Source organism: Dyella sp. Tek66A03, assembly GCF_052567735.1.
Genome location: NZ_CP199584.1, coordinates 2,864,372 through 2,888,536, shown reverse-complemented (window position 1 = coordinate 2,888,536; position 24,165 = coordinate 2,864,372). Strand labels below are relative to the sequence as shown.

The window sequence follows — 24,165 nt, the reverse complement described above, 5'->3', positions numbered from 1 at the left end:
CATGTCGCGGATGGGCGCTTCATGCCCGATTGCGGGGCTAGGGCGGCTAGGGCGGGCGGCATAGGCCATGATCACGGTGGCAGCCGCGCGCCTGCTGCTAGACTCCGCGTCCAGGAGGGCGCATGAGCCAAGCGAACGACGACAATCTGATCTGGATCGATCTGGAAATGACCGGGCTCGATACGGATACCGACTCCATCCTCGAGATCGCCACCATCGTCACCGATCGAGACCTTCGCATCCTTGCCGAGGGCCCGGTGTTTGCGATCCGGCATCCGCTGGAGCGGCTGGAAGGCATGGACGCGTGGAACCGTAACCAGCACCGCAAGTCGGGCTTGTGGGAGCAGGTGGTGGCCTCGGCCGACGACCATGCCGCCGCCGAGCAGGCGACGCTGAATTTCCTCAGGATATGGGTGCCCCAGGGCAAGTCGCCCATGTGCGGCAACTCGATCTGCCAGGACCGTCGCTTCCTGCATCGCGAAATGCCGCGCCTGGAGCGCTTTTTCCACTACCGCAATCTGGACGTGTCCACGCTCAAGGAACTTGCCCGGCGCTGGGCGCCGTCGATCGGCAAGGGCTTCTCCAAGGAGTCTGCCCATACGGCGCTGTCGGATATCCGCGATTCGATCGATGAACTGCGCTATTACCGCCAATTCATGGGCCCGCTGGGCGGCGAGTCCTGAGCGCTTAGGCTCAGAGCCGCGTGTCGCGCCCAACCGCATTCGGGAGTCACCATGTCTGTTGATCTGTTCGCTCCCGTACTCGACTGCGCTGGCCGGCCTCTGCGGCTCGACCGTCCGCGCGTGGTCGGCATCCTCAATGTCACGCCCGACTCGTTCTCCGATGGCGGCATTCATGCCAGCGTGGAGCAGGCCGTGGCGCATGGGCTGCGCATGGTCGAGGAGGGCGCGGACATGCTCGACATTGGCGGCGAGTCCACCCGGCCGGGCGCCGACAATGTGTCGATCGCCGATGAGCTGAGTCGCGTCGTGCCAGTGATCGAGCAGCTCATGGCGCGCACCCAGGTGCCGCTGTCGATCGATACCTCCAAGCCGGAGGTGATGCGCGCCGCCGTGGCGGCGGGTGCCGGCATGGTCAACGACGTGTATGCGCTGCGTCGCGAAGGCGCGCTCGATGCCGTGGCCGAGCTCGGTGTGCCGGTGTGCCTGATGCATATGCAGGGTGAGCCGCGCAGCATGCAGGCCGAGCCGCACTATGACGATGTGGTCGGTGAAGTGCACCGTTTCCTTACCGATCGATTGTTCGCCTGCGAGCTGGCGGGTATCGATCGGCGCAAGGTGATGGTCGACCCCGGTTTTGGCTTCGGCAAAACGCTGGAACACAACCTCGCGCTACTGCGCGCGCTGGAGCGCTTCGCCAACCTCGGCAGCGGCGTCTACGTGGGCCTGTCGCGCAAATCGATGATTGGCGCGATGACCGGCAAGACCACGACGGCGGATCGTGCCGCCGGCTCGGTCGCTGCCGCTCTCATTGCAGTGCAGCGCGGTGCGCGGATCGTGCGCGTGCACGACGTCGCCGCCACCGTGGATGCCCTTGCCGTATGGCATGCCCTACAGGCCGGCGATACGCCAGAGCGCCGCGATAGCAAACCCGCCGCGCCACGTTGGCCGGACGACGAGTGATAACGGAATATAAGTGGCATCGCGCAACTTTCGCTACGCGCGGCCCTGGAGTTGAACCATGACGCAACGCAAGTATTTTGGAACGGACGGTATTCGCGGACTCGTCGGCCAGTGGCCGATCAGCGCGGATTTCATGTTGAAGCTTGGCCGTGCCGTGGGCGTGGTGCTTACCCGCGGTGGCCCGGTGCGGCCGAAGGTGCTTATCGGCAAGGACACCCGCGTCTCGGGCTATATGTTCGAGGCGGCGCTGGAAGCGGGCCTGGTTGCCGCCGGCGTCGATGTCGGCTTGCTCGGCCCGATGCCTACGCCCGCCGTGGCCTTTCTCACGCGTTCGTTGCGCGCGCATGCAGGCATTGTGATCAGCGCCTCGCACAATCCGCATCACGACAACGGCATCAAGTTCTTCTCGGCCGATGGCGAAAAGCTGTCCGACGAGATCGAGATGGCGATCGAGCATGAGCTGGAGCTGGAGTTCACCACGGTAGCGTCCGAACGTCTGGGCAAGGCCATTCGTGTCGGCGATGCCGTGACGCGCTATGCCGAGTTCTGCAAGACCACCGTGGCCGAGGACTTCAGCCTGCGTGGCATGAAGATCGTGCTGGATTGCGCGAATGGTGCGACCTATCAAGTCGCGCCCAAGGTTTTCTCCGAGCTTGGCGCGGATGTCACCAGCATTGGCGACAAGCCCGATGGTTTCAACATCAATCGCGACGTCGGTTCCACCCATCCGCAGGCGCTGGTGCGCGCGGTGGTGGAGCAGGGCGCGGATATCGGTATCGCCTTCGATGGCGATGGCGATCGCGTGCAACTGGTCGATCGTCACGGCACGCTTTCCGATGGTGATGACATTCTCTATGTGCTGGCGTGCAGCTGGCAAAAGCAAGGCTTCCTGCGGGGGCCCGTCGTTGGCACGTTAATGAGCAACTACGGCTTGCAGTTGGCACTGAAGGCACTAGGTGTCGAGCTGATTCGCGCCAACGTCGGCGATCGTTACGTCATGCAGCAGCTCAAGCAGCATGGCGGCAATCTCGGCGGTGAAACCTCGGGCCACGTGATGTGCCTGGATCGCGCCACCACAGGTGATGGCATCGTGTCGGCCCTGGCCGTGCTCGAGGTGCTGGTGCATGAGGGCATGGACCTGACCCAGGCCCGCCAGGGTCTGCACAAAATGCCGCAGGTGATGATCAACGTGCGTGCCGATGGCGCCCGCGAAGCGCTGGACAGTGATGCCGTACGCGAGGCGCTGGCCGAGACGGAGCGGGCGTTGGCGGGGCGTGGCCGGGTGGTCTTGCGCGCCTCCGGCACCGAGCCGCTGGTGCGTGTCACGGTGGAAGCGGCCGACGCGGCCGAGGTCCAGCAGATGGCAGCACGGCTGGCCGATGTCGTAAAATTGGCCGCAGAACGTTCGTGAGCCTGTAAGCAGGTCGCCAAGGAATGGCCCGACGTGCCCCGCCCCTGCGGTGGCGGGTTCAAGTGGACCGCACGCACAACCTGTGGACAAGCCATGAAGAAAGTTCCGACGCTTGATATCCGTCGTTATGACTCCGATCGCGCGGCGTTTGTCGCCGAACTGGGCGCCGCCTATCGCGAATTCGGTTTCTGCTGCATCAGTGGGCACGGCATTCCCCGTGAGCTGATCGACGGCGCCTACGACACCTTCCAGCGCTTCTTCTCCCTGCCGGCCGAAACCAAGCTGACGTACCGCGTGCCTGGCACCGGTGGCGCGCGGGGCTACACGCCGTTCAAGGTGGAAACCGCCAAGGACAGCAAGCACGCTGATCTGAAGGAGTTCTGGCATATCGGCCGCGAGATTGCGCGCGACTCCAAGTTTGCCGAGGTGATGCCGCCGAACATCTGGCCGTCAGAAATAGCGGACTTCAAGCAGTACGGCTATGGCCTGTTCGATGCGCTCGACCAGTTGGGTTCGCGCGTCTTGCGTGCGCTCGCGCTGCATATCGATCTGCCCGAGAACTTTTTCGAGGACAAGACCGACCAGGGCAACTCCATCCTGCGCCCGATCCACTACCCGCCGATCACCGAGGAGAACATCCCGAACGTGCGCGCCGGTGCGCATGAAGACATCAACTTCATCACCTTGCTGGTGGGCGCCAGTGCGGAAGGCCTGGAAGTGCTGACTCGCGACGGCGAGTGGCTGCCGATCACCACTGAGGGCGACGCCATCGTGGTGAATATCGGCGACATGCTGCAGCGCCTGACCAACCACGTGTATCCCTCCACCTCGCATCGCGTGGTGAACCCGCAGAACGACAACGCGCGCAAGCCGCGCTATTCGGTGCCGTACTTCCTGCATCCGAACCCGGACGTCGTACTCGACCCGCTGCCGCAAACCATCTCGGCCGACAACCCGAGCCGCTACGACACCAGCATCACCTCCCACGAATACCTGATGCAGCGCCTCCGCGAAATCAAGCTGATCTAGCCACTCTCACCCTCACGCTCCAACTCCCTCTCCCCGATGGGGAGAGGGTCGGGGTGAGGGGCGGGTACTCGCGAAAACGCCCAATCAGAAGCGACCGAGCATCCTGACCACGGGGCGATGGAAAAGAGAGAGAGGCAATGGATCCCAGCTTGACCAGTCCTTCGGCTGTTGAGAGCTGCTGGGATGACGGTGAGGTTGCCTGGGGTGCCTGTGCCCCTATTGGGATGAGGGGCATGAAAGTCGAAAGAATCGCCGCCGCAGACAGCCCTTACATCCCTTCCAACGCGCGATACCGCTTCGACTCCCGTGCCGACAGCCAAAGCGTGAATGGATCCGGCAGCACCTTCATCAACGCCTTGATGAAGCGATTCACCCGCCCCGTCACATGCACCACCACACCGCGTTCAACCGCATCGTGACCCTCGCGCACCACGGCCTCAGCGGTTTGCCACATGAAGCCCGGCAAGGCGTTCATCAACGTCCGCGTACCCGTTACATCATGGAACTCCGACCAGGTGAAACCAGGGCAGAGTGCGCACACGTGAACACCCAGGTGACGGTTCTCCAGTGCCAGCGACTGCGAGAACTTGATCAGATACGCCTTGCTCGCCGCATACAGCGTATGACCCGCGGAACCCGGCACATGGCCGGCCAGGGAGGCGACATTGATAATGCGGCCGTAGCCGCGCTCACGCATGCCCGGCAGCAAGCGCCAGGCGAGCTCGGTCGGTGCCGTCATCAAGACGCGCATAAAGGCCTCGTGCACCGGCCAGTCGACGGCCTCGAAGGTGCCGGGCACGCCATAGCCGGCGTTGTTGATCAGCCAGTCCACGGCAAGACCACGTGACATCAGTTCGCCGCACAGTACGGGTATGGCACCCGGCTGTCCCAGGTCGGCAGTTAATACCGTGATGGCGCACGGGTGGCGGGCTCGTAGTTCTTGCGCAAGCGCCTCCAGGCGATCCGTGCGGCGGGCGGTGAGTACAAGGTCATGTCCTCGCGCGGCGAGATCGCGTGCGAAGGCAGCGCCGATGCCGGCGGAGGCGCCGGTAATCAGGGTCAGTGGGCGGGTAGCTGGCATCAAGTGGTCTCTTTGTGGTTCTTCTAAATTTTCTCGTAATAGCAGTGGCTTGTCGCTGCTGCATTGCCAGTGGCATGGTCGATCGCTAAGCTTTAGGGTTTGCAGGCAGGGAATAGTGACATGCGCAAGAAGCTCGTCGCGGGCAACTGGAAGATGTACGGCAGCCGCACCATGTCGTCCGCACTGGTGGGCGACATCGTCGCCGCTTTGCCTTCCTCCGTCGATGTGGCGGTATTTCCCCCGTTTCCCTACCTCGGTGAACTAGCCCACCAGCATGCTGGCTCGGGCCTGGGCTTCGGCGGACAGGACGTCAGCGAGCACCACGGGCAGGGCGCCTATACCGGTCAGGTCTCCGCCGCGATGCTGGCCGACGTAGGTGCGCAGTGGGCCCTGGTGGGGCATTCCGAACGCCGCCAATATCAGGGCGAGAGCGACGAGCTGATAGCGCGCAAGTTCGCGGCCGCCCGCGCTGGCGGCCTCACCCCCATTCTCTGCGTCGGTGAAACCCTGGCCGAGCGTGAAGCGGGCGCCACCGAGGCCGTGTTGGCCCGGCAGCTGCACGCAGTGATCGCGCTCAACGGCATTGGCAGCTTCGATACGGCCGTTATCGCCTACGAGCCAGTCTGGGCCATCGGTACGGGCTGTACGGCCACGCCAGAGCAGGTACAGGCGGTTCATGCGTTCATCCGTAGCCAACTCCAAAAAGAAGATGCTATGATTGCCCGTCTGACTCGGCTGCTTTATGGCGGCAGCGTCAAAGCGGCGAATGCGGCGGACTTGTTCGCGCAGTCGGACGTTGATGGAGGACTGATTGGTGGCTGCTCGCTAGTAGCCGCCGAGTTTCTGGGAATCTGCGCTGCGGCGCACTAAGCGCAACGGACCCTTTAGACAAACATGTTCGTCATCTTCAGCGTCTTCTACATTCTGATCGCCGCGGCGATGATCGTGCTGATCCTCTTGCAGCGCGGCGCCGGTGCGGATGCGGGCTCGGGTTTCGGCGGCGGTGCTTCGTCGACCGTTTTCGGTGCGCGCGGTTCGGCCAGCTTCATGACCCGTGCCACGGGTGTGCTCGCAGCGTTGTTCTTCCTGCTCAGCCTTAGCATGGGTATTTACCTTAGCCGCCACGGCACCTCGCAGCCTGCCAACGGCAGCGATCTCGGTGTGATGTCGGGTATTGCCACCAAGCCAGCTGCAACGCAGAATGCGCAGCCCGCCGCTCCGGTCAACGCGGAAATCCCGCAGGCGACCAAGCCGACGGCCAGCCAGGGCGATGTACCTGCAGCCACCCCGCCGGCCAAGCCGGCAGGTGACGTACCAGCCGCGACGGAACCGGCAAAGAAAAATTAGTAAGACACCTGCCCAGGTGGCGGAATTGGTAGACGCACTACCTTGAGGTGGTAGCGCCGTAAGGCGTGGGGGTTCGAGTCCCCCCTTGGGCACCAATCAGAGGATGCAGCATTTCCTGCTGGCTCCTGAAAGAACAGAAGAACCCGCCTATTGGCGGGTTTTTTTGTATCTGTGCTTTGCCTGCTTGTGCGTGAAGCGTAAATGCACCTTTCCCTCTTTTCGTCGAAATCCGCAAGATAGGGCCCGGCTCGTCCGTCAGGCCGCGTGGGGGTGGATATGCGCCAGCGTCTCGCCGAGTTGGTGGCGGGCCGTTTCCAAGTCGAACCGCTGTTGCAGGTTCATCCAGAAGTCGGGGGTTGTGCCGAAGTACCGCGAGAGGCGAAGCGCTGTGTCTGCGGTAATGCCGCGCTTGCCGTTTGCAATCTCGTTTATACGCATGGGCGTGACGTCGATAGAGCGGGCGAGGGCATTCGCCGACAGCTCTAGCGGCTTCATGAATTCCTCGGCGAGGATTTCGCCGGGGTGGATCGGCGGGAGTAGGTTACGGGATGCCATGCGGGTGCTCCATCGTCAATCGTCGTCGCTTAGTCGTCAGTGGTAGTCGGTTATTTCTACATCGTAGGCCGCGCTGCCATTCCATCTAAGGCACACGCGGAATTGATCGTTGATTCGGATGCTGTGCTGGCCGGTCGCCCGCATCGAGCAACCGGACCGCCTCACGCTTGAACTCAGCGGTGAATCGTTGGCGCTTGACCATCTGACACCTCCCAGGGGATTGTCCCCCTTCAAAGGTGTCCGTCAAACTCGGGCCAGCTCACTCTGACCCGCTTTGCGGTCGAAACCCCAGAAGGTGCGAATGAAAACGGACGTCATGCGAACTGAGGCGATGATCTTTTCGGAACTATCGGGGTTGTGCCGGCAACCCGGGTACATCCACGCCGTTGCCTTCTTGTGTTTCAGGGATAACGTCATTGCCTTCCGGGATGAGGTCAAGCCCAAGGACATGCTGAGGCTCTTCTCATCAGAGCGATTGGTGCGTACCGAGATTTCGACGCTCATTGGCTTGTTGGTCAAAGGAAACATTGACCTCGTCCTCGCCACCCCCGAAGTCACCCAAAGCTACATAGATCGGAGCGACGCTTTACTGAAGGAGTTGCATGATGCAATGAGCAGCGCCATGACTCATGCCCTAACCGAAGACCGAAATGCCGCGCCGAGTGACCATTCGTTCGATCAGGGGACATTATTTCGAGAGCCTATCTTCTATGGAGGCGAGTCGGCATACGGCTTTCAGTATCGGGACTTCGCAGCGGATAAGTATCGAGACGATGCCAATTGGCTCAGCGAAAAGAAGGGATTTACCATTGAATCAGCGTTACGCGTTGTCCGGTCGATCACCGCAATCCAGAACAGGAAGGTGACACTTTCCCATGCCTCCTTTTTGAAGGAGCCGGCGGAAAATTGGACACTTTTGCCTAGTCATATGTTTTCAGCTCGCGAGGTCGTCGAAGAAAGTGGTGTGCCAAAAACCGCTGTCGAATGTGTCTTGAGGGCATTTACGTTCGAAGGAGAAAACGAGCAGTTCGAGTCTTTGATCGACTTCAATGCCACGAACGCTGCCCCTCTTCTTCGCGTTGACGATGAGAACTATCTACTTTTTCAGTATTACAGCCTCGTCGAGGCTCTGTACGAGTCACCGTACTTTTGGATGGTCAAAGACAAATCCTATCTGGCGACTGCATCCGAGCATCGCGGGAGATTTACAGAGGACTTCGCGGCCAAGCGACTCGCTTCGGTATTTGGAAAGAGCAATGTCCATCAGAATATCGACCTTGTAGCCAAGAAAGGCACGAAGCTTGGGGAAATCGACGTCCTTGTCGAGCATGGTGATCGTTTAATCGTTCTTCAGGCAAAGTCAAAGCGTCTCACTCTAGAGGCGAGAAAAGGTAACGACGGCCGGATTCGAGAGGATTTTCAAAAGGCGATTCAGGACTCGTACGATCAGGCGCTAGGTTGCGCTAGGCAGATCGCCACATCGAACTGCAGTCTGCAAAAGAGGGATGGAACCAAGCTTCAGTTGAGATTTCAGCCAAAGGAGATATATCTCTTCTGCGTCGTAGCAGATCACTACCCCGCACTTAGCTTCCAGTCGCGACAGTTCCTCAAATACGAAGTCGAGCCACCGATTCGACCGCCGTTCGTCATGGATGTATTTCTACTCGACGCCATGACTGAGATGCTGGATTCACCTCTCAGACTGTTGAGTTTCATAAGGCAGAGGGCGGAGTACGCCGAACGTCTAGGAATGACTCATGAGCTATCGGTTCTCGCATATCACCTAAAGCGCAACCTTTGGCTCGATGACGACAATAGCTTTGTGATGCTTGGAGACGACGTTTCCGTAGAGCTCGATATAGCCATGTGCGCAAGGCGTGATGGAATGCCCGGCGCGCAAACTCCGGAAGGCATTCTGACGCGCTTCTCGGGCACAACCTTTGAACGATTGATCAAGCAAATCGAAGAGAGAGCTCACCCGTCGACGATCGAGCTTGGGCTGACTCTACTGACGGTAGATGAGAAAAGTTGTGGGGCAATCAATGAAGGGACTGAGCACGTCGTCAGGATGTCGCGCTCTGATCGGTCGCTTCACGATTTCACGATCGGCTTCGGAGCGTGGGGCGAAGGCTTGACAATTCATTGCAACCCATCAGCCTCGGATGAAGAGTCTGTCGAAAGGCTTTGGGTTCATTGCGACAGAAGGAAATACGCAGAGAAGGCCGCAAGATGGTACGGGGTGTGCCTTGATTTAAAGGGTGAGATACGTTTCGGTGTTGTGCTTGATTACACATGGGAGCAATCCTCAAAAATGGATAGCCTCACATCTAGGATGCAGGCAGGGCGACCGACGAGAGACATTGCTGAGATATTGCGTTCAAGCGTGGCAAAAAAGGTGGGTAGAAACGATCGCTGCCCCTGCGGGAGCGGCCTCAAATACAAGAAATGCTGCATTCATTGAGCTATCGGCACGTTCCGCTTTGTGTGTGATCAGAGGGATCGATTCACTAAAGATACCCGGAGTCCAATGCAGAAGATTGGGCCGAAGTGATCAAGGGGCACGTTTTGGCTGCGCGGAAAGTTCCTGATCGCAAGGACTACTGAGGCGGCTCGAGTAGCCAGCCTGCCTAGTAAGAGCGTTCGCCGAGAAGCCTCTGGCTACATCAAATTGTGCTTCGGATCGCGATGGTCATTATCCACGGCGAATAGCTGAGCAACGGTGACAGGTTGAGTTACAAGGAAACGGCGGCACTGGCGGGCGATCAGGAAGTCTGAAGGCCGAGGACCACAACAGCTATGTCGCGCGAACGGGTGTGCCGCAACGGGAATCCCTGATAGGCAGCGAAATTGGCCGTTGCTACTTTCGGCGCGTCACTCGCGGCGTTCTTTAGTATGGGGCTACGCGAGTGACCATGGCAGCAATGTCATGAGGCGCGGGCCGCAGGTGTTGAAGCACCTACGACCCGCTAACCATCACCAACTGAGTGAGTCGAGTAGCCCACGGGAACTTCCCCCACAGGCTCTCACGGAACCGGACGTGACAGTCTCCCGTCATCCGGCTCTTGTCATCCACCCTCACCGAAGATCCAGTGTGGCAGGAGGTTGGGTTGACGTTGCTTGATGCCATTCAACCATTGCCACCCACGGCTCCAGTGTCTCTTCAGTCGTTTGTATTTCCGTAACGCCCAACGCACGAGATAGCGATCGATGGTGAACATGGCTTTGTTTAGTGCAGAGCGGTGGAAGTGGCCGTAATACTGCACCCATCCCCGTAACACAGGACTTAGCCAGTCCACGATTTGTTGGAAGCCCAAATCGCTGCGTCGATGTATCGCCCATCCGCGGACGGTCTGCCGCATCGCACGTGCGGCCTTGGCACTGATCGCGGGTGTGAAGTTGGTGAAAAATTGCCCTCGCCGATTCCGCGCTTCTCTTGGCCGAAACTCGTAGCCAAGAAAATCAAAAGAGCAGCTGACATAGATGCTCTTCCGATTGGCATCTTTGCAATAGACAACCTTCGTCTTCTCCGGGTGCAGTGCCAACTTGCAGCGGGCCAGCCGATCCTCAATGGACTGCCTGAGTGCTTTCGCTTCCTGCTCGCTTCGGCAGTGACAAACGATGTCATCGGCATAGCGTTCGAAGGTGATGCCTGGATGAGACTCCCGCATCCACCGATCAAACACATAGTGCAGAAACAGGTTAGCTAGCAGTGGGCTGATAACCGCCCCTTGCGGTGTTCCCCGACCCGTACTGACGACCTGATTGCCATCGGGCATCTGGACCGGCATGGCCAACCATCGCTCGATATATAACAGCACCCAGGCACACTGGGTGTGCTTGCGTACTGCATGTATCAGTAATCGATGGTCAATGGTGTCGAAGAACCCCCGGATGTCCAGGTCCAGGACCCAGTCGCGTTCCCAGCAGCGCCGACGCGCCACCGCTAACGCTTGATGGGCTGAGCGACCGGGGCGATAGCCAAAGGAATCACGATCGAAGATGGCTTCGAACGTGGGTTCCAGAGCCCGTTTGACCACCGTTTGAGCAATCCGGTCCACGACGGTGGGTATGCCTAGGGGACGCGTTGTCCCGCCCTTCTTGGGTATGTCCACTCGTCGCACCGGTTGCGGTCGGTAGCTTCCCGAGCTCATTCGGTTCCACAGCTTGTACAGATGATTGTTCTCATTCTGCGCAAACTGTTTCAACGTTTGGCCGTCCACACCGGCCGCACCCTGGTTCGCCTTGACCTGCTGGTATGCCTCCCACACTTCCCGCTTGGAAATAACAAAGGGTTTGGCCAGGCTCATGCAAATCCTCCTCTTGCGAGTTGTTCGCTAAGTCCAACCGGGATAACAATGCCCCTTCGGTCCAGTGCCATTACGGCACCTTCCTCCCTACTACGGGCATTTCCGCCCCTGTGCGCCGCATCGGTACTCACCCTCTTGGGGAGGCCTTCCCCTTGAGGTTCTCCCTTCGCATCGGCACGACAGGTTCCCAAGTTCCTTATCAAAGCCTGGATTACCGTCACGTCGCCTTCATGCCGGTTGCCAATCAGGCGGTAGGCAGGTCGCCCCCTGATCTTGGGTCGCGCGCTGCAACTCATCAGCACGGTTTCGGCAACGTCTAACCATTTTTCGACACGTCGACAGCGATTCACTTGCGTTCGTCTCGGTAATCCACACCTGACGTGGTTGTCCACGCCTTTAACTCCAACGCTCACCACCCGAGCTCTTGACTCGCGCAGCTTGGAGGGGTTTGCGATCCACGCCTGTACGTTGACCGCGAGGGGCCTTCCCTCATCTTCGATAAAGCATCGCTAGCTCTTACAGAGCTACGCGTTCTTGGCACACGAGTTGATCATGGCTGTCCACGATCATACGGCACCCGCACGCCCGTCTTTGTGCTCCTTGGGTGACCCGTTCACCGATCCGCCCGCTGCCGATCTACCGGCTCATCGTCCACTGGCACACTCGCCACGCGGCACGACCTTCGACGACGTTGCGCTAGCGCATTACGCGCTTTCGCGACTGTGGTTTGAGGACGAGTCGTATCGAAAGGCGAAGGCAAGGCACCCCAAGGCCGAGCCCCTGACATGGCCACTCCCAACGCTTTTCAAGGACGGAGTAGCCGTGGCGATTCAGTGCCTGGAGCAGTACGCCCGGCAGCTTAGCAACGACTGACCGATGAACGGGTAAGCGCGTCCTTGTGATCGTTCCCGCGGTGCACCGGCCGGTTCGGCGGTGCACCGCACCTTGGTGACGCCTTACCTCGAAACAGGGCTTTGCCTTACACGGATTGCCGCCAGCGCTTATCCGTCGATCCGCTGTGCCTTACGCCGATGTTCCCGCTTGGCAAGTCATCCCTACTGATCACCGCGTGCCATTGCTGCAGCCTGGCGCAGCACATCATCTGCAGGTGTTTGAACGATGGGGATGCGGATGGGCGTATCCGGCGTCACGCCCTTTGAACTGAGATCGCCATTGGGCCGAATAATTCTTGCCTTGGGGTAGCCAACGGATAGCCCTGTATTAGGCAGCTTGAACTGCTCCATGGCGCCGTAGGTTGTCGCCATGTCGGACGTCGCTTCGCCGATGACGACGCCAAATTTGTAGTCTTGCACGAGTGCGGCGACGGACACGGCGTTCGAGTAGGACTGACGGTCGATGAGCACGAAGACCTTGCCGGTGAAACGCCGACCTTCGCGAGGGTAGGCCAGTGGAATATCGAAATCGACCATATCGCCGACCTTGGAGCGCGCATACAAATCGGCAAACTTGCGCGAGATGGGACCCGCCGCTGCCGCATCTTGTGCGATCCGATCCGCATTCGCGGCGATGGATTCCTCACTCACTTTTATTTTGAACTGCGAGGCAAATCGAAAGGGACGGGTCGCAAACCAGGACACCATGACATCGCTAAACAGGTTGTCGCCGCCGGGGTTGCCGCGCAAATCGATGATCAAGCGGTCCGAGTGGGCGTCCAGAAAACTTTCGAACGAGCGATCGATAAACTGCTGGAATTCCGTGACATCCCACCCCTCCGCCTCGGTCTTGGCTTCCGCGTTGGAGAACGGCCCCGGCCGGAGGTAGGCAACGCGGTCGTCAAGCATCTTTGCCGCGCGCAGAGGCTTTTCCAGATCCAGGGCTGGCGGCTGTTGCGCACGAAACGCTTCCATCTGTGCGCTGGTCAACGCAGGTACGCGCACGTTGTGGGGGTTTGCGCCGCCGTGACGAATGACTACATCAAACCCGTCGACTGGGCCGAGGTCGACCCACAGGTAAATCGGAAAGTCGTACTCCATCAGGGAGTCGGCCATATAGCTCGTCTCTGCCGAGACATGCTGTTCGGTGCGTTTTAGCCATTGCTGGGCGCTCTGTCCACCCATGCTTACGATCTCGTCGCCCGGCTTGATCGCATCGACGCCGCTAAGGTTCTCTGCAACGTAGACACGGCCGTTCACCACGCGAATCGCGAGGGGAAAGCCCTTGCCGCCATCCGCGCGATACTTGCGCCAGTCCGAGGCGGGTGAATCGACACGGGTGTGACCCATATGCACTGCAGCGGCAAATTGTTCGAACTGGACTTTTGCCTGGAGCAAGGTCAGGGGGTGATTCAACTGCGAGTACAGCTGTCGGTAGCGTCGATCCAGTTCCGGTTTGGGTGTAAATGCGTATAGGTCGACATGCGCGGACTGAAGGCCGTGGTACATGCGCTCGAAATCGGCGCGAAGTTGTGCGGGCGTGTAGAGCCGATCCTTGTCGGCAACATGATCGGCGGTTTGGCCGGCCTGCGCGGCCGAAACGCCGCCAACGACGGCCAGCAGGCCCGCAAAAAGCGCTCCAAGCGATCTCCTTTGCATATCGGCCCACCTTTTCAAAGAATTATGCGTAGGCATATTATGTAGGCACCTACATAAGTTCAATGACTACAGGCGAGATTTCACCCATGACTGATGTCACATCCAAGTTTGGGCCAGCGGCCATCGGCGCACGATTGCGGCGCCTTTCGGAGGTCATCGACGAGGATGCGGCAAGGATTTATGCCGAGCTCGGCATCGATTTTCAGCAGCGATGGGTGGGCATCCTGGAGCAGTTGGCGGGCCAGGGCACCTTGTCGGTGGGTGAATTGGCGGCCTATCTCGGCATTCGCCACTCGTCAGTGAGCCAAACGCGTCGCTCGCTGGAGGAATCCGGCCTGGTGATCTCCGACGTTGACCCAGCCGATGCCCGGAGCCGCCGACTCCGTCTATCACCGCAAGGCAAGAAGCTGGTTCGTCGGCTCGAACCGCTATGGGAAGGGCTCAACGCGATATCCGTCGAACTGAATGCCGAAGCCGGCAATGTCATCGAAGCGCTCGATCGGCTGGATCGCGCTCTTCAGAAGGTTTCCCTATACGAACGCATGCAGCAGAGACTTGTCTCCGAAGCCGTCGAAGCCGCAACGAAGAAGCGGACTCGTCCACACGGGCCAAGGCGTTCGCAAGAAGGGCGTTGAGCGATAACAGCGTGGGGTCGAAGTGGATGAAGCGCCCCATCGTTCGGCGTCAGCCAACGCCCAGGACTGTCTTCATTTGAGTTCAATGACGAAGTTGACCGAAGCGTTGAGGCCGGGCTCGACCTGATCAGCGGTGGGTGCCTCTGTCCGGTCGAGCTTCCGCAGCTGAGCGATGCCAAGCCAAAGCTTCATGCCGTTTTGGTTTTGCTTGCCTTCGCTCGAACAGCCGCCGGCGCGTTCTTCTTCAACTTCGCTTGGTTGTATGCAATGGCAGCACGGACAAGATCTTTCAGCGCGCGTTTGTTGACCTTGTCGCCCTCGAGGAAATCGATTGCCCGCCATGTGCCGCCGCCGAGTCCGGCGTTGAAAAGCTTGTCGGGGTCCTCAAGCTTTGCGCCGTGAGAGAAGGTCACTTTGACCTTCTCCTTGTGGGCATTGGCAACGGCGATCATGCCGTCGCGGGACCACACCGGGCTGCCCATCCATTTCCATTCCTCGGCGATGTCCTTGTCAGCCTCGAGGAAGGCCTTGCGGACGTCGGCGAGTGTCTTGCCACGCCAGTCCGTGATGCCTGCGATCAACTGGTCGATGCGTTCCGATGGATTCATGGAATCTTCCTGGCCCGGTTTGGCCGTTCAATTTTCTATGGGTGACTCAGCGCAGCTGCTGGATGCGGATCATGTTGCCGGCGGGGTCACGGATGGCGCAGTCGCGAACGCCATAAGGCTGGTCGGTCGGTTCCTGGACGATATCGGCATTGCTGGCCTGCAGGCGTTCGAAGGTGCCGGCGAGATCCCGGGTGGCCAGGAGGACGATGCCGAAGGTGCCCTTGGCCATCATCTCGGCGATGGTGCGGCGTTCGTCGTCGGTGATGCCGGGGCTGGCCTCCGGCGGGTACAGGACGATGGAGGTGGCGGGCTGGCCGGCCGGGCCGACCGTGATCCAGCGCTTGCCGCCGTAGCCGACGTCGCCGCGGACTTCGAAGCCGAGGGTGTCGCGATAGAACGCCAGGGCGGCGTCCGGGTCGTTCTGCGGGAGGAAGCTCGAGTGAATGGTGATGTCCAAGGCAGTCTCTCTCTCGTGGGTGGTGAGGTCCGTGGCGATCAGTCTAGTTCCGGCTCGCGGGCGGGCGCTTCTCGATTCCTGATCGGTCGCGTCACCTGTCGTGCCACGCACGAAGGGATCCCCACGGTCGCCTGCGCCTGCTCGCGCCGATAGGCGCCGGGAGACATGCCGACCAACTCGGTGAAGCGGGTGGTGAACGTACCCAGCGACGCGCAGCCAACCGCGAAACATACGTCGGTGACGCTGAGTTCGCCACGACGCAGCATGGCCATCGCACGCTCGATGCGCCGGGTCATCAGATAGGAATAAGGCGACTCGCCGTAAGCGAGCTTGAACTGGCGGCTGAGGTGCCCGGCCGACATATGCGCGCCACGGGCCAGCGCCTCGACATCCAGCGGTTGCGCGTACTCGCGGTCGATCCGATCGCGAACGCGCCGTAGGCGTGCGAGGTCGCGAAGTTGTTGCGTCGCGGCAGGTCTGCTGGTCATCGGCTTGATCGTGTCACGTCGCCGCGGAGCACTCAAGCCGGTTGAGGTGGCGCAGGCAGGGCAAGCTTCGTCAACGTTGGCGTCGGCCAACAGCGAGCCAGGACGTGCCGCGATACGAATCGGCCACCACCCAGGCGCCGGCCGTCAGCGCCCATGAAACGATGGTCTCGCTCCATTGGAAGGTATTGGGGCCTGCTGCCGCGATGGGCACCCACACCAGCAAGGTGAAGATGCCCATCTGCAACGCCGAGAGCGCGGCTGCCAGCCGTGCATACACACCGATTAGCATTGCCACGCCTGCCGCAATGAAGGTGCAACCGAAGAAGTACGCCCAGGCCATATGCCATGGCAGCCAGCCCGGCACCAGCGCGGCTGTCTCGTTGGCATAACGGAAATGGGCCACGCCGAACGGGATCATGGCGAGGCCATAGAGCACCCTCGCTATGTGCAGACCGTTGTCGCCAGTGGCGAAACCGATGCGCGCTTTATCCCCGCCAGCGGCGAACCATGCATACAGCACCAAGGCGCCTGCCACGATCACGGCGGTCTCGCCGCAGCCCGACCAGGAATCCTGTGACGTGGGCGCGCGAACGATGGCGATCACTCTGAACAGCAGCAACCAAAGCACGAGCCACGCGAGCAACACGCGGGCGGCAGAGGCGGCGGCACGCTGCCAAAGCAAGCCTAGGCCAGCTCCCAGGGAAATGAAGGCGCAAAGATAGGCCAGGGTCGTGCGCGCAGGTACATCTTTGGGCACAGGTGCCCATACCGGAGTGAAGTCGCCGTGGACCAGGCCCATGATACCGAGCGCGATCATGGTCGCCGCAAAGGCCACCTGTCCCACGCTTGCGATACGCATGGCTCTATCCTCGAAAGCGGCAACGGTGGACGGTTCGGGTGATTTTGCCACTGGTTTGGATGGCCAGGCTCGATGGGATCTGGTCCCTGGCGACATATGTTTTAAATGCCCCCAATAGAACCCGGCCTATCGACGCTACCGATCTACATATGTCCCGCTTGGTTCGAAAGCGGAAGGGAGCGGAGTACCGGGAGTGGTTCTTTGATCGTGTACCCAGGCAGCACGACATAGCGATTGCCGCGCTGGATGGTGCGAAGATTAAAGGGCACGGAGTAGTAGACGTCGACCACGAAGGGCAGGGCAACCCTGGCCGTTATGGGAATCTGGTCCGCCAGTACTAGGGTGCCGTCCGGATTCTGGCCGGTGACCCCGGACATGATCAACTCATTGACGATGTCCCTGGTGCAGTCACTGAGCGCATGGCGCGCCAGGGCATAGCCGCCTACCGCCGTCAGGCACACAAGCATGAGCAGCATCCACGCACCCTTTTTTGCGCCCATCATCCGTCACTCCTCAGGGCAACTTTCGACCATAGTGCAGGCTCGAATGCGACCGGTGACGTGCCCGGCGTCGGCGTGCCATCCCACTCAGCCCCATATGAAAGCGTTTCTTCATGGCGCGCGCCTCGCTGCGGGAGCCACCACAAATGCTGCTCTCAGCGGGTTTACCAGGACGTGAAACGCTATTCAAAAGCGGGGTCGCTTGGCAACGGTTGGGTTAGGGTAAGCTCTTGCCAAGCTACTGCCTTCACCTCGCCGCGCTGGGCGGATAGCGTTCATGGGTTACACGTTTCGCAAGAGTAGACGGCGTCAAGTTGCAACGGACAAACCGCGATGTTGAGTTGTACGAACCTGGACCCCAAAGATCTCGAATGTCTCGGCTGGGTAGCCGTCGGCAGGCCAGACCTGGTTTCCGAAGCGACCGCAGAGCGTTTGCGCGGCGCTGGACTCGTGCGCACGCCTGAGCGGGTCGTCGATGGCGCCGTGGCCCTTGAGCTCACGCCCGCCGGGCTGGCCATGATTCGGTCGAGCGATCAATAAGCCTTGCGCCCATGGCATGACCGGCATGACGCCAGTGAACCGCACGATCGTCGCTGCGTCGTGGCGTAACGAATGGATTGAATGCGGCCAACCATCATTGACATCAACTAGAAAAGTATTCCCGCCAGATGATCAACTCTGGCCCTTGATGCCACTATCTGGTTGAGGCGTGGCTGGTCTGCGTCGGCGACTCGATAGAGCCACGTTTAGAACTGGAACGTGGCGCTCAGTGAAGGGCCGCTCAGCGACACCTTGCGAAGGAAGTTGTCACCTCCGTTTTGGGTATACCGAACGCCGCGATAGACGAGCGCGATGGCACCCCAATGAAAGGCGTAACCCACGCCAATCTTGGCTTGGGCGGTAGTGTCTGAGCCGCCGCCACCGATATCGGCGTAGTAGGGGAAAAAGACGTTTTTGTTGTCGAACGGCGTCCAGATACCGCGTACACCGACGATGCCGTCCGTCAGGTTGGTCTGGCCGCGCAGACGACCGCTTCTGGCCAAATTCACCAGGCCCCCATTGCCAGTGAGGGTGAAGTCCCAATTGACGTTGCCTTTCAACCAGAGATAGCGCACGCCAACGAGTACATCGAAAAAGCCGCTTTGTCCGTGTGCCACCGAGTAGAGGCCAGCCACGTTGAACATGCCGCCCTTGAGATCCCAGCTGGTATTCAGGCCCGCGCTGCCAGCGATGCGGGCGCCACCCACACGGGTGAAGCGCCCCTCTTCATTGCTGAAATTGACCCAGTCGACATCGCTGTAGATGCCCCACTGGCCTTTGCGTGCCGTGCCCTCAAGCATGAAGGCGCCGCTGAGGTAGCTGAAGATGTCTTTATTGGTGCTGTTCTGGACCGTGCCCGTGCCAGGCACCTGGTAGCGCGTGCTGGCAGAGACGCCTGGTAGCCATACGTAGGGGGTGAGGCTGAAGTGCCAGTTGCCGTCCCACAGGTCCGGCGCAGCATCAGCGTGAGCGCTGCCGATACCCGCGAGGAGAAACGCCAAGGGAAGCGCAGCAAGGCGCGAAACAGCACGGGAGCTAAGACAGCTATTCATGGCAGCTCTTCCTAAGTCAGATCCAGCTCCATAGTGAGATGTCTTTCCGGCATTGCCCAGCGAACTACTACCTAGCGGCGCCTCAGTAAATTTACGCGGTCGACCGTTCATCATGCAGGCCGCATGTCGGCTACGTACTTTTGCTTAGAACAGACACCGCATAAATGCTCTGTGCGGCTCGCCAGGTTGATGGCAAGCTAATCAGTGCGCGAGATTCCCGGGAGCGACGCAATGAAAACGGCGACTCGGTATGGATGGGTGCAGGCCAGTCTGCTGGCGGTTCTTGTTTGTTTGACGGGCATGGCGGTGGCCCAGAATCCGCCGCCCCAGCAGGGCAGCCAGCCACGACCTAGCCAGCCGACGGGTGGTCAGCCGCAAGGCAGCCAACCGAAGGCTGGCCAGCAGATTTTCAAGCCGGAACAACTCGACCAGATGCTGGCGCCGGTGGCCTTGTATCCGGACGCCTTGCTCTCGCAAATCCTGATGGCTACGACCTATCCCGGCGACGTGGCTGAGGCTGCCAGCTGGTCGGCAGCTAACCCCAAGGCGCAAGGCGACGCGGCGGTGAAACAGGTGCAGGACAAGCCTTGGGATCCCAGTGTGCAGTCACTGGTCGCCTTTCCCCAGGTGCTCGCGCAGATGAAGGAACGTTCCGACTGGGTGCAGAACGTCGGCGATGCCTTCCTGGCGGAGCCGGATCAGGTGATGGCATCGATACAGCGCTTGCGCGCCAAGGCGCAACAGGCCGGCAACCTGAAATCGAACGAACAACAGAAAGTCATCGTGCAACAGGCGCCGCCGGCACAGGCTGCCCCGGCTGCCGCGCCAAGCACCACGATCATCCAGATCGAGCCTACGAATCCCGAAGTGGTTTACGTGCCTTCCTACAATCCCACCGTGGTGTACGGCAGTTGGGCGTACCCAGGCTATCCGCCTTATTACTGGCCACCGCCGGCGGCTTACTACCCTTATGGCGGCGCTCTGGCGGCAGGCCTGATGTTTGGTGCGGGCATAGCAATCACCAATTCGCTGTGGGGTGGCATGAACTGGGGTGGCGGCGACGTCAACATCAACACCAACCGCTACAACAACATCAACCGCGAGAGCAATCGCATCAGCGGTAACGGCAACGGCAACAGCCGATGGAACCACAATGCCGAGAACCGACGCGGCACGCCTTACCGCGATTCCGGTAGCCGGGATCGTTACGGCCAGGGCGTAGGGGGTGCCGAAAACCGTCAGGGCTACCGTGGTCGCGAAGGCGCGGCGGGTGGCGATCGGCAGCGTGCGATGCAGAGCTTTGATCGCACGACGAACAATGGTTCCTCGGCCGCCGCTCGACGCGGAGCGAATGGTGGGGCAGCCGGTCCTGCCGGGGCAGCGCCAAGTGATCGGATGGCAGGCAGCGCTGGCGCCGGGCGTGGCGGCCAAGGGGCCGGCGGGTTTGGCGATCGCAATGCAGGAGCGGGTAACGCGGCGGGTAACCGCATGGGTGGACAGGGAGGCGGAGATCGTGGGGCGGGGGGCAATTATGGCCAGCGCAATGGTGGTGGCGGGTCGCAGGCGCGGAATAACGCCTTCGGTGGTGTGCAGTCACCGGGATCCTCGCGTACGCAATCAAATCGCGGCCAGTCGAGCCAGCGTTCCATGGGCAGTTCGCGCAGCGCGGGCGGCGGCGGGGGGCGGCAGGTTTCCAGGCCATCACCAAGCCGTGGCGGTGGCGGCGGGCGTCGTCGATTGGGAGCATGACCATGAATCTGACACTATCCGGACGTGGCCTTTGCCTTTGCTTCGCGTTGGCCGTCGGCAGCGCGCTATCAGCCGGCGCTGTGGCGCAAGAGGCGACTTACCCCAGCGCTGATGCCGCGGCGACAGCCTTTGTGCAGGCTATACGCGCTAACGACAAGGTGGCGCTGGCGAAGGTGCTCGGCGCCAACTGGAAGGATTTCATCCCGACGGAAGGTATTGATCGCTCAGACCTGGATACCTTCCTGGCCCGTTACGACGAAGCCCATCGTATCGACGGTGATGACAAGAGCGCGCACCTTGGCGTCGGCAAAGACAACTGGACCCTGCCGATTCCTCTCGTGCGTGGGGAAGCCGGCTGGCACTTCGACGTCAAGACGGCGCAGAGCGAGATCCGCACGCGGCATATCGGCAGCAACGAGCTGGCGACCGAGAAGGCGATGCTCGCCTACTACGATGCGCAACGCGACTTCGCGTCGAAGGATCGTATGGGCGACGGTATCTTGCAGTACGCGCAGAAGTTCATGAGCACGCAGGGGAAGCACGATGGGCTGTACTGGCCGGTCACGGGCAAGGAAGACGAGAGTCCGCTGGGTCCGCTGTTCGCCGAAGTCACGCCAGGGCAGGGCTATCACGGCTATCGCTACCGCATCCTCACCGCGCAAGGTCCGTCTGCGCCAGGTGGTGCTTACAACTACATCGTCGGCGGTCGCATGACGAATGGTTTCGCCCTGGTGGCGTGGCCAATCAAATACGGCGAGACCGGCGTCATGTCCTTCATGGTCAGTCACGATGGCGAGGTTTTCGAAAAAGATCTCGGCAAGGACAGCGCCAAGGTGGCCGAGGGGATGAAGCAATTCGACCCCGACAGCAGCTGGCAGGAAGTGAAAGACCCTGGCACTGAGTGACCAGGCCAGCGCTGCCTTCCACGAGACTAAAAAGGCCGCCCCAGGGCGGCCTTTTTGATTTCCTGTCTTGCTGCGGAACGGAGAGCGTCGGCACGGCATTCAATGGACGGTATAACCCTTGCCCGTCATGCACGACCCAAACGCCTGGCCGTACGCTGCTGAGTTTTGCGTTTGGGTGTCGGCGGCTGCTGCGTTGTCGGCACGGCGCTGTTGTCGCGCACGCGAGCCACCGACGACGACGCCTGCCGCCGCCCCCGTGCCTGCACCTCGTCCGGCATCGCCGTTGGCGACTCCGCCGATGACCGCGCCTGCGGCGGCGCCACGCGCGGCGCCCGCGACGCGCTGGCCGCCACCCACGGCAGGCCCGGTCTGCTGTGCGGGTACGGGCTGGGTAGAGGCGTTGTTCTGCGCCCATGTAACGCAAGCATTTTTATCGGCGGCCTGCTGTTCGGCATTCTGGCCTTGCGATGGGTAAGCGGCCGGCAGTTGCTGGGCGCTTACGGCCAGGGTCGCGCTGCAGGCTAGTAGCGCCGTGAGGAGTTTCAGTGAAGTGGCCATCGTGTAGCTCCTGTGCTCATTGAGGAACAGCGCGGTAACGACGAAGCGGTAGCCCCATCCACTACCGCCGGAACGGCCATGGCCGCCCACGGAAGCGCCCACCATGGAAGATGGATGGCCATGGTCCCATCCTGGACTCGCGGGCGCGTCCTCACTGATCGCCGATCAGTGGATGATGCCGTCCGTCCTCAGCCGAGGGATCAAGGTGCTGGCGAGGCTGCGGGTAATCCTGGGGATGTTGCTGCTGCCAACACCCTGGGTCGAGACCACCCACACGACGGTCTGCGTTCGTGCATCCCAAATGCTGGTCTCAAGCGTGACCTCTTCGGTGACCGTGACTACCGGCGCCTGCTGCCAGGCGTTGCCATACCAGCCATAGAATCCGCTGCGGCCCGGAGGACCACGCCAGCCAGGGCCGCCCCAGCCTGGACCACCCCACGGGTTACCCCAGGCGCGTCCTGGCGCACCAGGGCTGACGTTGATCCGCTGGTTGACGCTCTGCACACGCGTTACCAGGATGGCGTCGGCGCCCGTGGACTTGATCAGCTGGTCGACTTTTATCGACGTATCGTTGGGTCCGAGTTGCGTATAGCTGGCTACCGCGGACACGCCGGCGTTCTGTAGCTCCTGCACGAAGGTGTCCTCGAACACCCGGCGCGTGCTGTCGCTATTGGAAATACCGATCACGGCAATGTGGGTCGCGGGCGGTCCTTGCCAACCGGGGTCCCGCCATTCGTTGGTGATCCGTACCGATGAGCATCCGGCCAGCGTAACGAGCAGGCCCAATGCAGCGATGTGTAGCAGTTTCATGGCCGTGATCCTTTGGTTTTCATGATGTGAACTCGCAAGAGAAAACGGGTTTGCGATCCGCTGGCGGCTTTGTCTTGCGATAAACAAGGGCAGGAAAACGCTGGCTAATCATTCAGTAGGTCCACACTGGAGGGCGTCGGGTTGCCTTCGTCCGATGAGCCAGGGGCAATCAGGCCGAGGCGTTCCGCTTCCCGAATCAAGGCCACGCTGCTATGCACGCCAAGCAGGCCGAGCAGGGCCTGTCGGTGGCTCTCGACCGTGCGGATGGAGATGCCAAGCTCAGCCGCGATCTCGGTAGTGCGTCGTCCCCCTGCCATGCGATCGATCACTTGTCGTTGCCGATGGGTGAGCTTGCGGGACAACACCGGTTCCTGCAGCAGCGACGCCATCAGGCTCGGACTTATGTAGTGCTCACCACCTGCGACAGCCGCGATCGCTGCGTATAGCTCCGCACTGGCGGATTGCTTGAGGACATAACCATTGGCACCGGACTCCAGCGCCTGGCGTACGATCAACGGCTCGTCGTGCGTGGTAAGTACAATAAAGGGGACGTGACAGCCTTGTGTACGCAGCTTTCCCAACGCCTGTACGCCGCCTAGTGCCGGCAGACCGATCTCGGACACGACCATGTCGATGCTGCCCGCCAGCACGGTCTCCACCAGCGACTCACCGTCATGCACGATGGCCACCGAATCGGTGATGGGCGCGAGCAGGCCGGCAAGTCCTTCCGCAATGCAACGGTGGTCGTCTGCCAGCAATAGCCGTGGCTTGCGCCCGCTTCGACCATGCTGTCGGCGAGAGGTATGCATGGCTTAGAGCGATACACCCATGTTGAGCATGAGGAGTTCGCCCTTGCTACGGTTCTTGACGGCGGACTCTCTGATATAACGCTGCGGCGCACCTTCGCTGGCCAGCGAGGGGCCGACAGCGGCAAGCGAGGCGGCAACCGATAGGGCCGTCAAGAGTCGTCTTGGCATGGATCTGATCCCTCGTCGCCGGTCGTGGTCGCCCATGACAAGATTGGCCCGTTCAGGCCCGCGTGGTAAGCGAATTTCCACTGATACTTTTTCAGTAAAACT

25 protein-coding genes and 1 tRNA gene are annotated in these 24,165 nt (G+C 60.8%); 12 read left to right on the top strand and 14 right to left on the bottom strand.

Annotated elements, in window-relative coordinates; all coding sequences use genetic code 11:
• The first annotated feature begins 122 nt into the window (after positions 1–122).
• The 4 genes from orn to ACT01B_RS12685 all read left to right on the top strand — a co-directional run bounded on the left by orn (position 123) and on the right by ACT01B_RS12685 (position 4,083).
• Entirely contained in the window at positions 123–683 is a 561-nt protein-coding gene (orn, locus tag ACT01B_RS12700) for an oligoribonuclease (RefSeq protein ID WP_445143621.1), read from the top strand.
• 51 nt (positions 684–734) lie between these two features.
• Positions 735–1,643: a dihydropteroate synthase gene (folP, locus tag ACT01B_RS12695; protein WP_445143620.1), complete on the top strand. Its 909-nt coding sequence runs from the start codon at positions 735–737 to the stop codon at positions 1,641–1,643.
• A gap of 58 nt (positions 1,644–1,701) precedes the next feature.
• The gene (gene glmM, locus ACT01B_RS12690; protein ID WP_445143619.1) at positions 1,702–3,054 is read left to right on the top strand and encodes a phosphoglucosamine mutase; all 1,353 of its coding nucleotides are present in this window, start codon (positions 1,702–1,704) and stop codon (positions 3,052–3,054) included.
• Between the two features lie 93 nt (positions 3,055–3,147).
• Complete coding sequence (locus ACT01B_RS12685; protein WP_445143618.1) at positions 3,148–4,083, top strand: isopenicillin N synthase family dioxygenase; 936 nt, start codon at positions 3,148–3,150, stop codon at positions 4,081–4,083.
• Between the two features lie 268 nt (positions 4,084–4,351).
• On the opposite strand, the gene ACT01B_RS12680 is transcribed toward ACT01B_RS12685, so the two are convergent.
• Positions 4,352–5,164 (bottom strand): SDR family NAD(P)-dependent oxidoreductase, encoded by an 813-nt coding sequence (locus ACT01B_RS12680; protein ID WP_445143617.1) that lies wholly within the window; start codon positions 5,162–5,164, stop codon positions 4,352–4,354.
• Positions 5,165–5,284: 120 nt separating this feature from the next.
• Here ACT01B_RS12680 and tpiA point away from each other — a divergent pair, with 120 nt between their 5' ends.
• The 3 genes from tpiA (at position 5,285) to ACT01B_RS12665 (ending at position 6,606) form a co-directional block, all read left to right on the top strand.
• Positions 5,285–6,034, top strand: coding sequence for a triose-phosphate isomerase (gene tpiA, locus ACT01B_RS12675; protein WP_445143616.1), 750 nt, complete (start codon positions 5,285–5,287; stop codon positions 6,032–6,034).
• 24 nt (positions 6,035–6,058) lie between these two features.
• On the top strand, positions 6,059–6,511 hold the full coding sequence (secG, locus tag ACT01B_RS12670; RefSeq protein WP_445143615.1) for a preprotein translocase subunit SecG: 453 nt from the start codon (positions 6,059–6,061) through the stop codon (positions 6,509–6,511).
• A 10-nt stretch (positions 6,512–6,521) separates the two neighbouring features.
• Positions 6,522–6,606, top strand: a tRNA-Leu gene (locus tag ACT01B_RS12665).
• A 160-nt stretch (positions 6,607–6,766) separates the two neighbouring features.
• On the opposite strand, the gene ACT01B_RS12660 is transcribed toward ACT01B_RS12665, so the two are convergent.
• A complete protein-coding gene (locus tag ACT01B_RS12660) occupies positions 6,767–7,066 on the bottom strand; it encodes a HigA family addiction module antitoxin (protein WP_445143614.1) in 300 nt (99 codons plus the stop codon).
• A gap of 301 nt (positions 7,067–7,367) precedes the next feature.
• Between ACT01B_RS12660 and ACT01B_RS12655 the strand changes: the two genes are divergently transcribed.
• Positions 7,368–9,527: an SEC-C metal-binding domain-containing protein gene (locus ACT01B_RS12655; RefSeq protein ID WP_445143613.1), complete on the top strand. Its 2,160-nt coding sequence runs from the start codon at positions 7,368–7,370 to the stop codon at positions 9,525–9,527.
• Positions 9,528–10,131: 604 nt separating this feature from the next.
• On the opposite strand, the gene ltrA is transcribed toward ACT01B_RS12655, so the two are convergent.
• Positions 10,132–11,373, bottom strand: coding sequence for a group II intron reverse transcriptase/maturase (gene ltrA / locus ACT01B_RS12650; RefSeq protein WP_445143493.1), 1,242 nt, complete (start codon positions 11,371–11,373; stop codon positions 10,132–10,134).
• A gap of 552 nt (positions 11,374–11,925) precedes the next feature.
• On the opposite strand from ltrA, the gene ACT01B_RS12645 reads away from it, so the two are divergent.
• Positions 11,926–12,246, top strand: coding sequence for a hypothetical protein (locus tag ACT01B_RS12645; protein ID WP_445143612.1), 321 nt, complete (start codon positions 11,926–11,928; stop codon positions 12,244–12,246).
• A gap of 182 nt (positions 12,247–12,428) precedes the next feature.
• On the opposite strand, the gene ACT01B_RS12640 is transcribed toward ACT01B_RS12645, so the two are convergent.
• Positions 12,429–13,961, bottom strand: a complete 1,533-nt coding sequence (locus tag ACT01B_RS12640) for a S41 family peptidase (protein WP_445143611.1) — start codon at positions 13,959–13,961, stop codon at positions 12,429–12,431.
• A 50-nt stretch (positions 13,962–14,011) separates the two neighbouring features.
• Here ACT01B_RS12640 and ACT01B_RS12635 point away from each other — a divergent pair, with 50 nt between their 5' ends.
• Positions 14,012–14,560: a MarR family winged helix-turn-helix transcriptional regulator gene (locus tag ACT01B_RS12635; RefSeq protein ID WP_445143610.1), complete on the top strand. Its 549-nt coding sequence runs from the start codon at positions 14,012–14,014 to the stop codon at positions 14,558–14,560.
• A 188-nt stretch (positions 14,561–14,748) separates the two neighbouring features.
• Here the strand turns inward: ACT01B_RS12635 and ACT01B_RS12630 are convergent, their stop codons facing one another.
• The 6 genes from ACT01B_RS12630 to ACT01B_RS12605 form a co-directional block, all read right to left on the bottom strand.
• Positions 14,749–15,168, bottom strand: a complete 420-nt coding sequence (locus ACT01B_RS12630) for a DUF1801 domain-containing protein (protein WP_445143609.1) — start codon at positions 15,166–15,168, stop codon at positions 14,749–14,751.
• 46 nt (positions 15,169–15,214) lie between these two features.
• A complete protein-coding gene (locus tag ACT01B_RS12625; protein WP_445143608.1) occupies positions 15,215–15,625 on the bottom strand; it encodes a VOC family protein in 411 nt (136 codons plus the stop codon).
• 38 nt (positions 15,626–15,663) lie between these two features.
• On the bottom strand, positions 15,664–16,113 hold the full coding sequence (locus ACT01B_RS12620) for a helix-turn-helix transcriptional regulator (RefSeq protein WP_445143607.1): 450 nt from the start codon (positions 16,111–16,113) through the stop codon (positions 15,664–15,666).
• Positions 16,114–16,183: 70 nt separating this feature from the next.
• The gene (locus tag ACT01B_RS12615; RefSeq protein WP_445143606.1) at positions 16,184–16,972 is read right to left on the bottom strand and encodes a hypothetical protein; all 789 of its coding nucleotides are present in this window, start codon (positions 16,970–16,972) and stop codon (positions 16,184–16,186) included.
• Positions 16,973–17,115: 143 nt separating this feature from the next.
• Positions 17,116–17,475 (bottom strand): hypothetical protein, encoded by a 360-nt coding sequence (locus tag ACT01B_RS12610; protein WP_445143605.1) that lies wholly within the window; start codon positions 17,473–17,475, stop codon positions 17,116–17,118.
• Positions 17,476–18,218: 743 nt separating this feature from the next.
• Complete coding sequence (locus ACT01B_RS12605; RefSeq protein ID WP_445143604.1) at positions 18,219–19,064, bottom strand: hypothetical protein; 846 nt, start codon at positions 19,062–19,064, stop codon at positions 18,219–18,221.
• Between the two features lie 231 nt (positions 19,065–19,295).
• Here ACT01B_RS12605 and ACT01B_RS12600 point away from each other — a divergent pair, with 231 nt between their 5' ends.
• On the top strand, positions 19,296–20,813 hold the full coding sequence (locus ACT01B_RS12600; protein WP_445143603.1) for a DUF3300 domain-containing protein: 1,518 nt from the start codon (positions 19,296–19,298) through the stop codon (positions 20,811–20,813).
• Between the two features lie 2 nt (positions 20,814–20,815).
• On the top strand, positions 20,816–21,718 hold the full coding sequence (locus ACT01B_RS12595; RefSeq protein WP_445143602.1) for a DUF2950 domain-containing protein: 903 nt from the start codon (positions 20,816–20,818) through the stop codon (positions 21,716–21,718).
• A 99-nt stretch (positions 21,719–21,817) separates the two neighbouring features.
• Here the strand turns inward: ACT01B_RS12595 and ACT01B_RS12590 are convergent, their stop codons facing one another.
• The 4 genes from ACT01B_RS12590 to ACT01B_RS12575 form a co-directional block, all read right to left on the bottom strand.
• The gene (locus ACT01B_RS12590; RefSeq protein WP_445143601.1) at positions 21,818–22,381 is read right to left on the bottom strand and encodes a hypothetical protein; all 564 of its coding nucleotides are present in this window, start codon (positions 22,379–22,381) and stop codon (positions 21,818–21,820) included.
• 60 nt (positions 22,382–22,441) lie between these two features.
• On the bottom strand, positions 22,442–23,086 hold the full coding sequence (locus ACT01B_RS12585) for a hypothetical protein (RefSeq protein ID WP_445143600.1): 645 nt from the start codon (positions 23,084–23,086) through the stop codon (positions 22,442–22,444).
• A 104-nt stretch (positions 23,087–23,190) separates the two neighbouring features.
• A complete protein-coding gene (locus ACT01B_RS12580) occupies positions 23,191–23,895 on the bottom strand; it encodes a response regulator (protein ID WP_445143599.1) in 705 nt (234 codons plus the stop codon).
• A gap of 3 nt (positions 23,896–23,898) precedes the next feature.
• Complete coding sequence (locus ACT01B_RS12575; protein ID WP_445143598.1) at positions 23,899–24,063, bottom strand: hypothetical protein; 165 nt, start codon at positions 24,061–24,063, stop codon at positions 23,899–23,901.
• Positions 24,064–24,165: the final 102 nt, after the last annotated feature.

Coding starts and splice junctions, on each gene's coding strand:
- orn (WP_445143621.1), top strand. CDS start 123: ATGAGCCAAGCGAACGACGACAATCTGATCTGGATCGATCTGGAAATG.
- folP (WP_445143620.1), top strand. CDS start 735: ATGTCTGTTGATCTGTTCGCTCCCGTACTCGACTGCGCTGGCCGGCCT.
- glmM (WP_445143619.1), top strand. CDS start 1,702: ATGACGCAACGCAAGTATTTTGGAACGGACGGTATTCGCGGACTCGTC.
- ACT01B_RS12685 (WP_445143618.1), top strand. CDS start 3,148: ATGAAGAAAGTTCCGACGCTTGATATCCGTCGTTATGACTCCGATCGC.
- ACT01B_RS12680 (WP_445143617.1), bottom strand. CDS start 5,164: ATGCCAGCTACCCGCCCACTGACCCTGATTACCGGCGCCTCCGCCGGC.
- tpiA (WP_445143616.1), top strand. CDS start 5,285: ATGCGCAAGAAGCTCGTCGCGGGCAACTGGAAGATGTACGGCAGCCGC.
- secG (WP_445143615.1), top strand. CDS start 6,059: ATGTTCGTCATCTTCAGCGTCTTCTACATTCTGATCGCCGCGGCGATG.
- ACT01B_RS12660 (WP_445143614.1), bottom strand. CDS start 7,066: ATGGCATCCCGTAACCTACTCCCGCCGATCCACCCCGGCGAAATCCTC.
- ACT01B_RS12655 (WP_445143613.1), top strand. CDS start 7,368: ATGAAAACGGACGTCATGCGAACTGAGGCGATGATCTTTTCGGAACTA.
- ltrA (WP_445143493.1), bottom strand. CDS start 11,373: ATGAGCCTGGCCAAACCCTTTGTTATTTCCAAGCGGGAAGTGTGGGAG.
- ACT01B_RS12645 (WP_445143612.1), top strand. CDS start 11,926: ATGGCTGTCCACGATCATACGGCACCCGCACGCCCGTCTTTGTGCTCC.
- ACT01B_RS12640 (WP_445143611.1), bottom strand. CDS start 13,961: ATGCCTACGCATAATTCTTTGAAAAGGTGGGCCGATATGCAAAGGAGA.
- ACT01B_RS12635 (WP_445143610.1), top strand. CDS start 14,012: ATGACTGATGTCACATCCAAGTTTGGGCCAGCGGCCATCGGCGCACGA.
- ACT01B_RS12630 (WP_445143609.1), bottom strand. CDS start 15,168: ATGAATCCATCGGAACGCATCGACCAGTTGATCGCAGGCATCACGGAC.
- ACT01B_RS12620 (WP_445143607.1), bottom strand. CDS start 16,113: ATGACCAGCAGACCTGCCGCGACGCAACAACTTCGCGACCTCGCACGC.
- ACT01B_RS12615 (WP_445143606.1), bottom strand. CDS start 16,972: ATGCGTATCGCAAGCGTGGGACAGGTGGCCTTTGCGGCGACCATGATC.
- ACT01B_RS12610 (WP_445143605.1), bottom strand. CDS start 17,475: ATGATGGGCGCAAAAAAGGGTGCGTGGATGCTGCTCATGCTTGTGTGC.
- ACT01B_RS12605 (WP_445143604.1), bottom strand. CDS start 19,064: ATGAATAGCTGTCTTAGCTCCCGTGCTGTTTCGCGCCTTGCTGCGCTT.
- ACT01B_RS12600 (WP_445143603.1), top strand. CDS start 19,296: ATGAAAACGGCGACTCGGTATGGATGGGTGCAGGCCAGTCTGCTGGCG.
- ACT01B_RS12595 (WP_445143602.1), top strand. CDS start 20,816: ATGAATCTGACACTATCCGGACGTGGCCTTTGCCTTTGCTTCGCGTTG.
- ACT01B_RS12590 (WP_445143601.1), bottom strand. CDS start 22,381: ATGGTGGGCGCTTCCGTGGGCGGCCATGGCCGTTCCGGCGGTAGTGGA.
- ACT01B_RS12585 (WP_445143600.1), bottom strand. CDS start 23,086: ATGAAACTGCTACACATCGCTGCATTGGGCCTGCTCGTTACGCTGGCC.
- ACT01B_RS12580 (WP_445143599.1), bottom strand. CDS start 23,895: ATGCATACCTCTCGCCGACAGCATGGTCGAAGCGGGCGCAAGCCACGG.
- ACT01B_RS12575 (WP_445143598.1), bottom strand. CDS start 24,063: ATGCCAAGACGACTCTTGACGGCCCTATCGGTTGCCGCCTCGCTTGCC.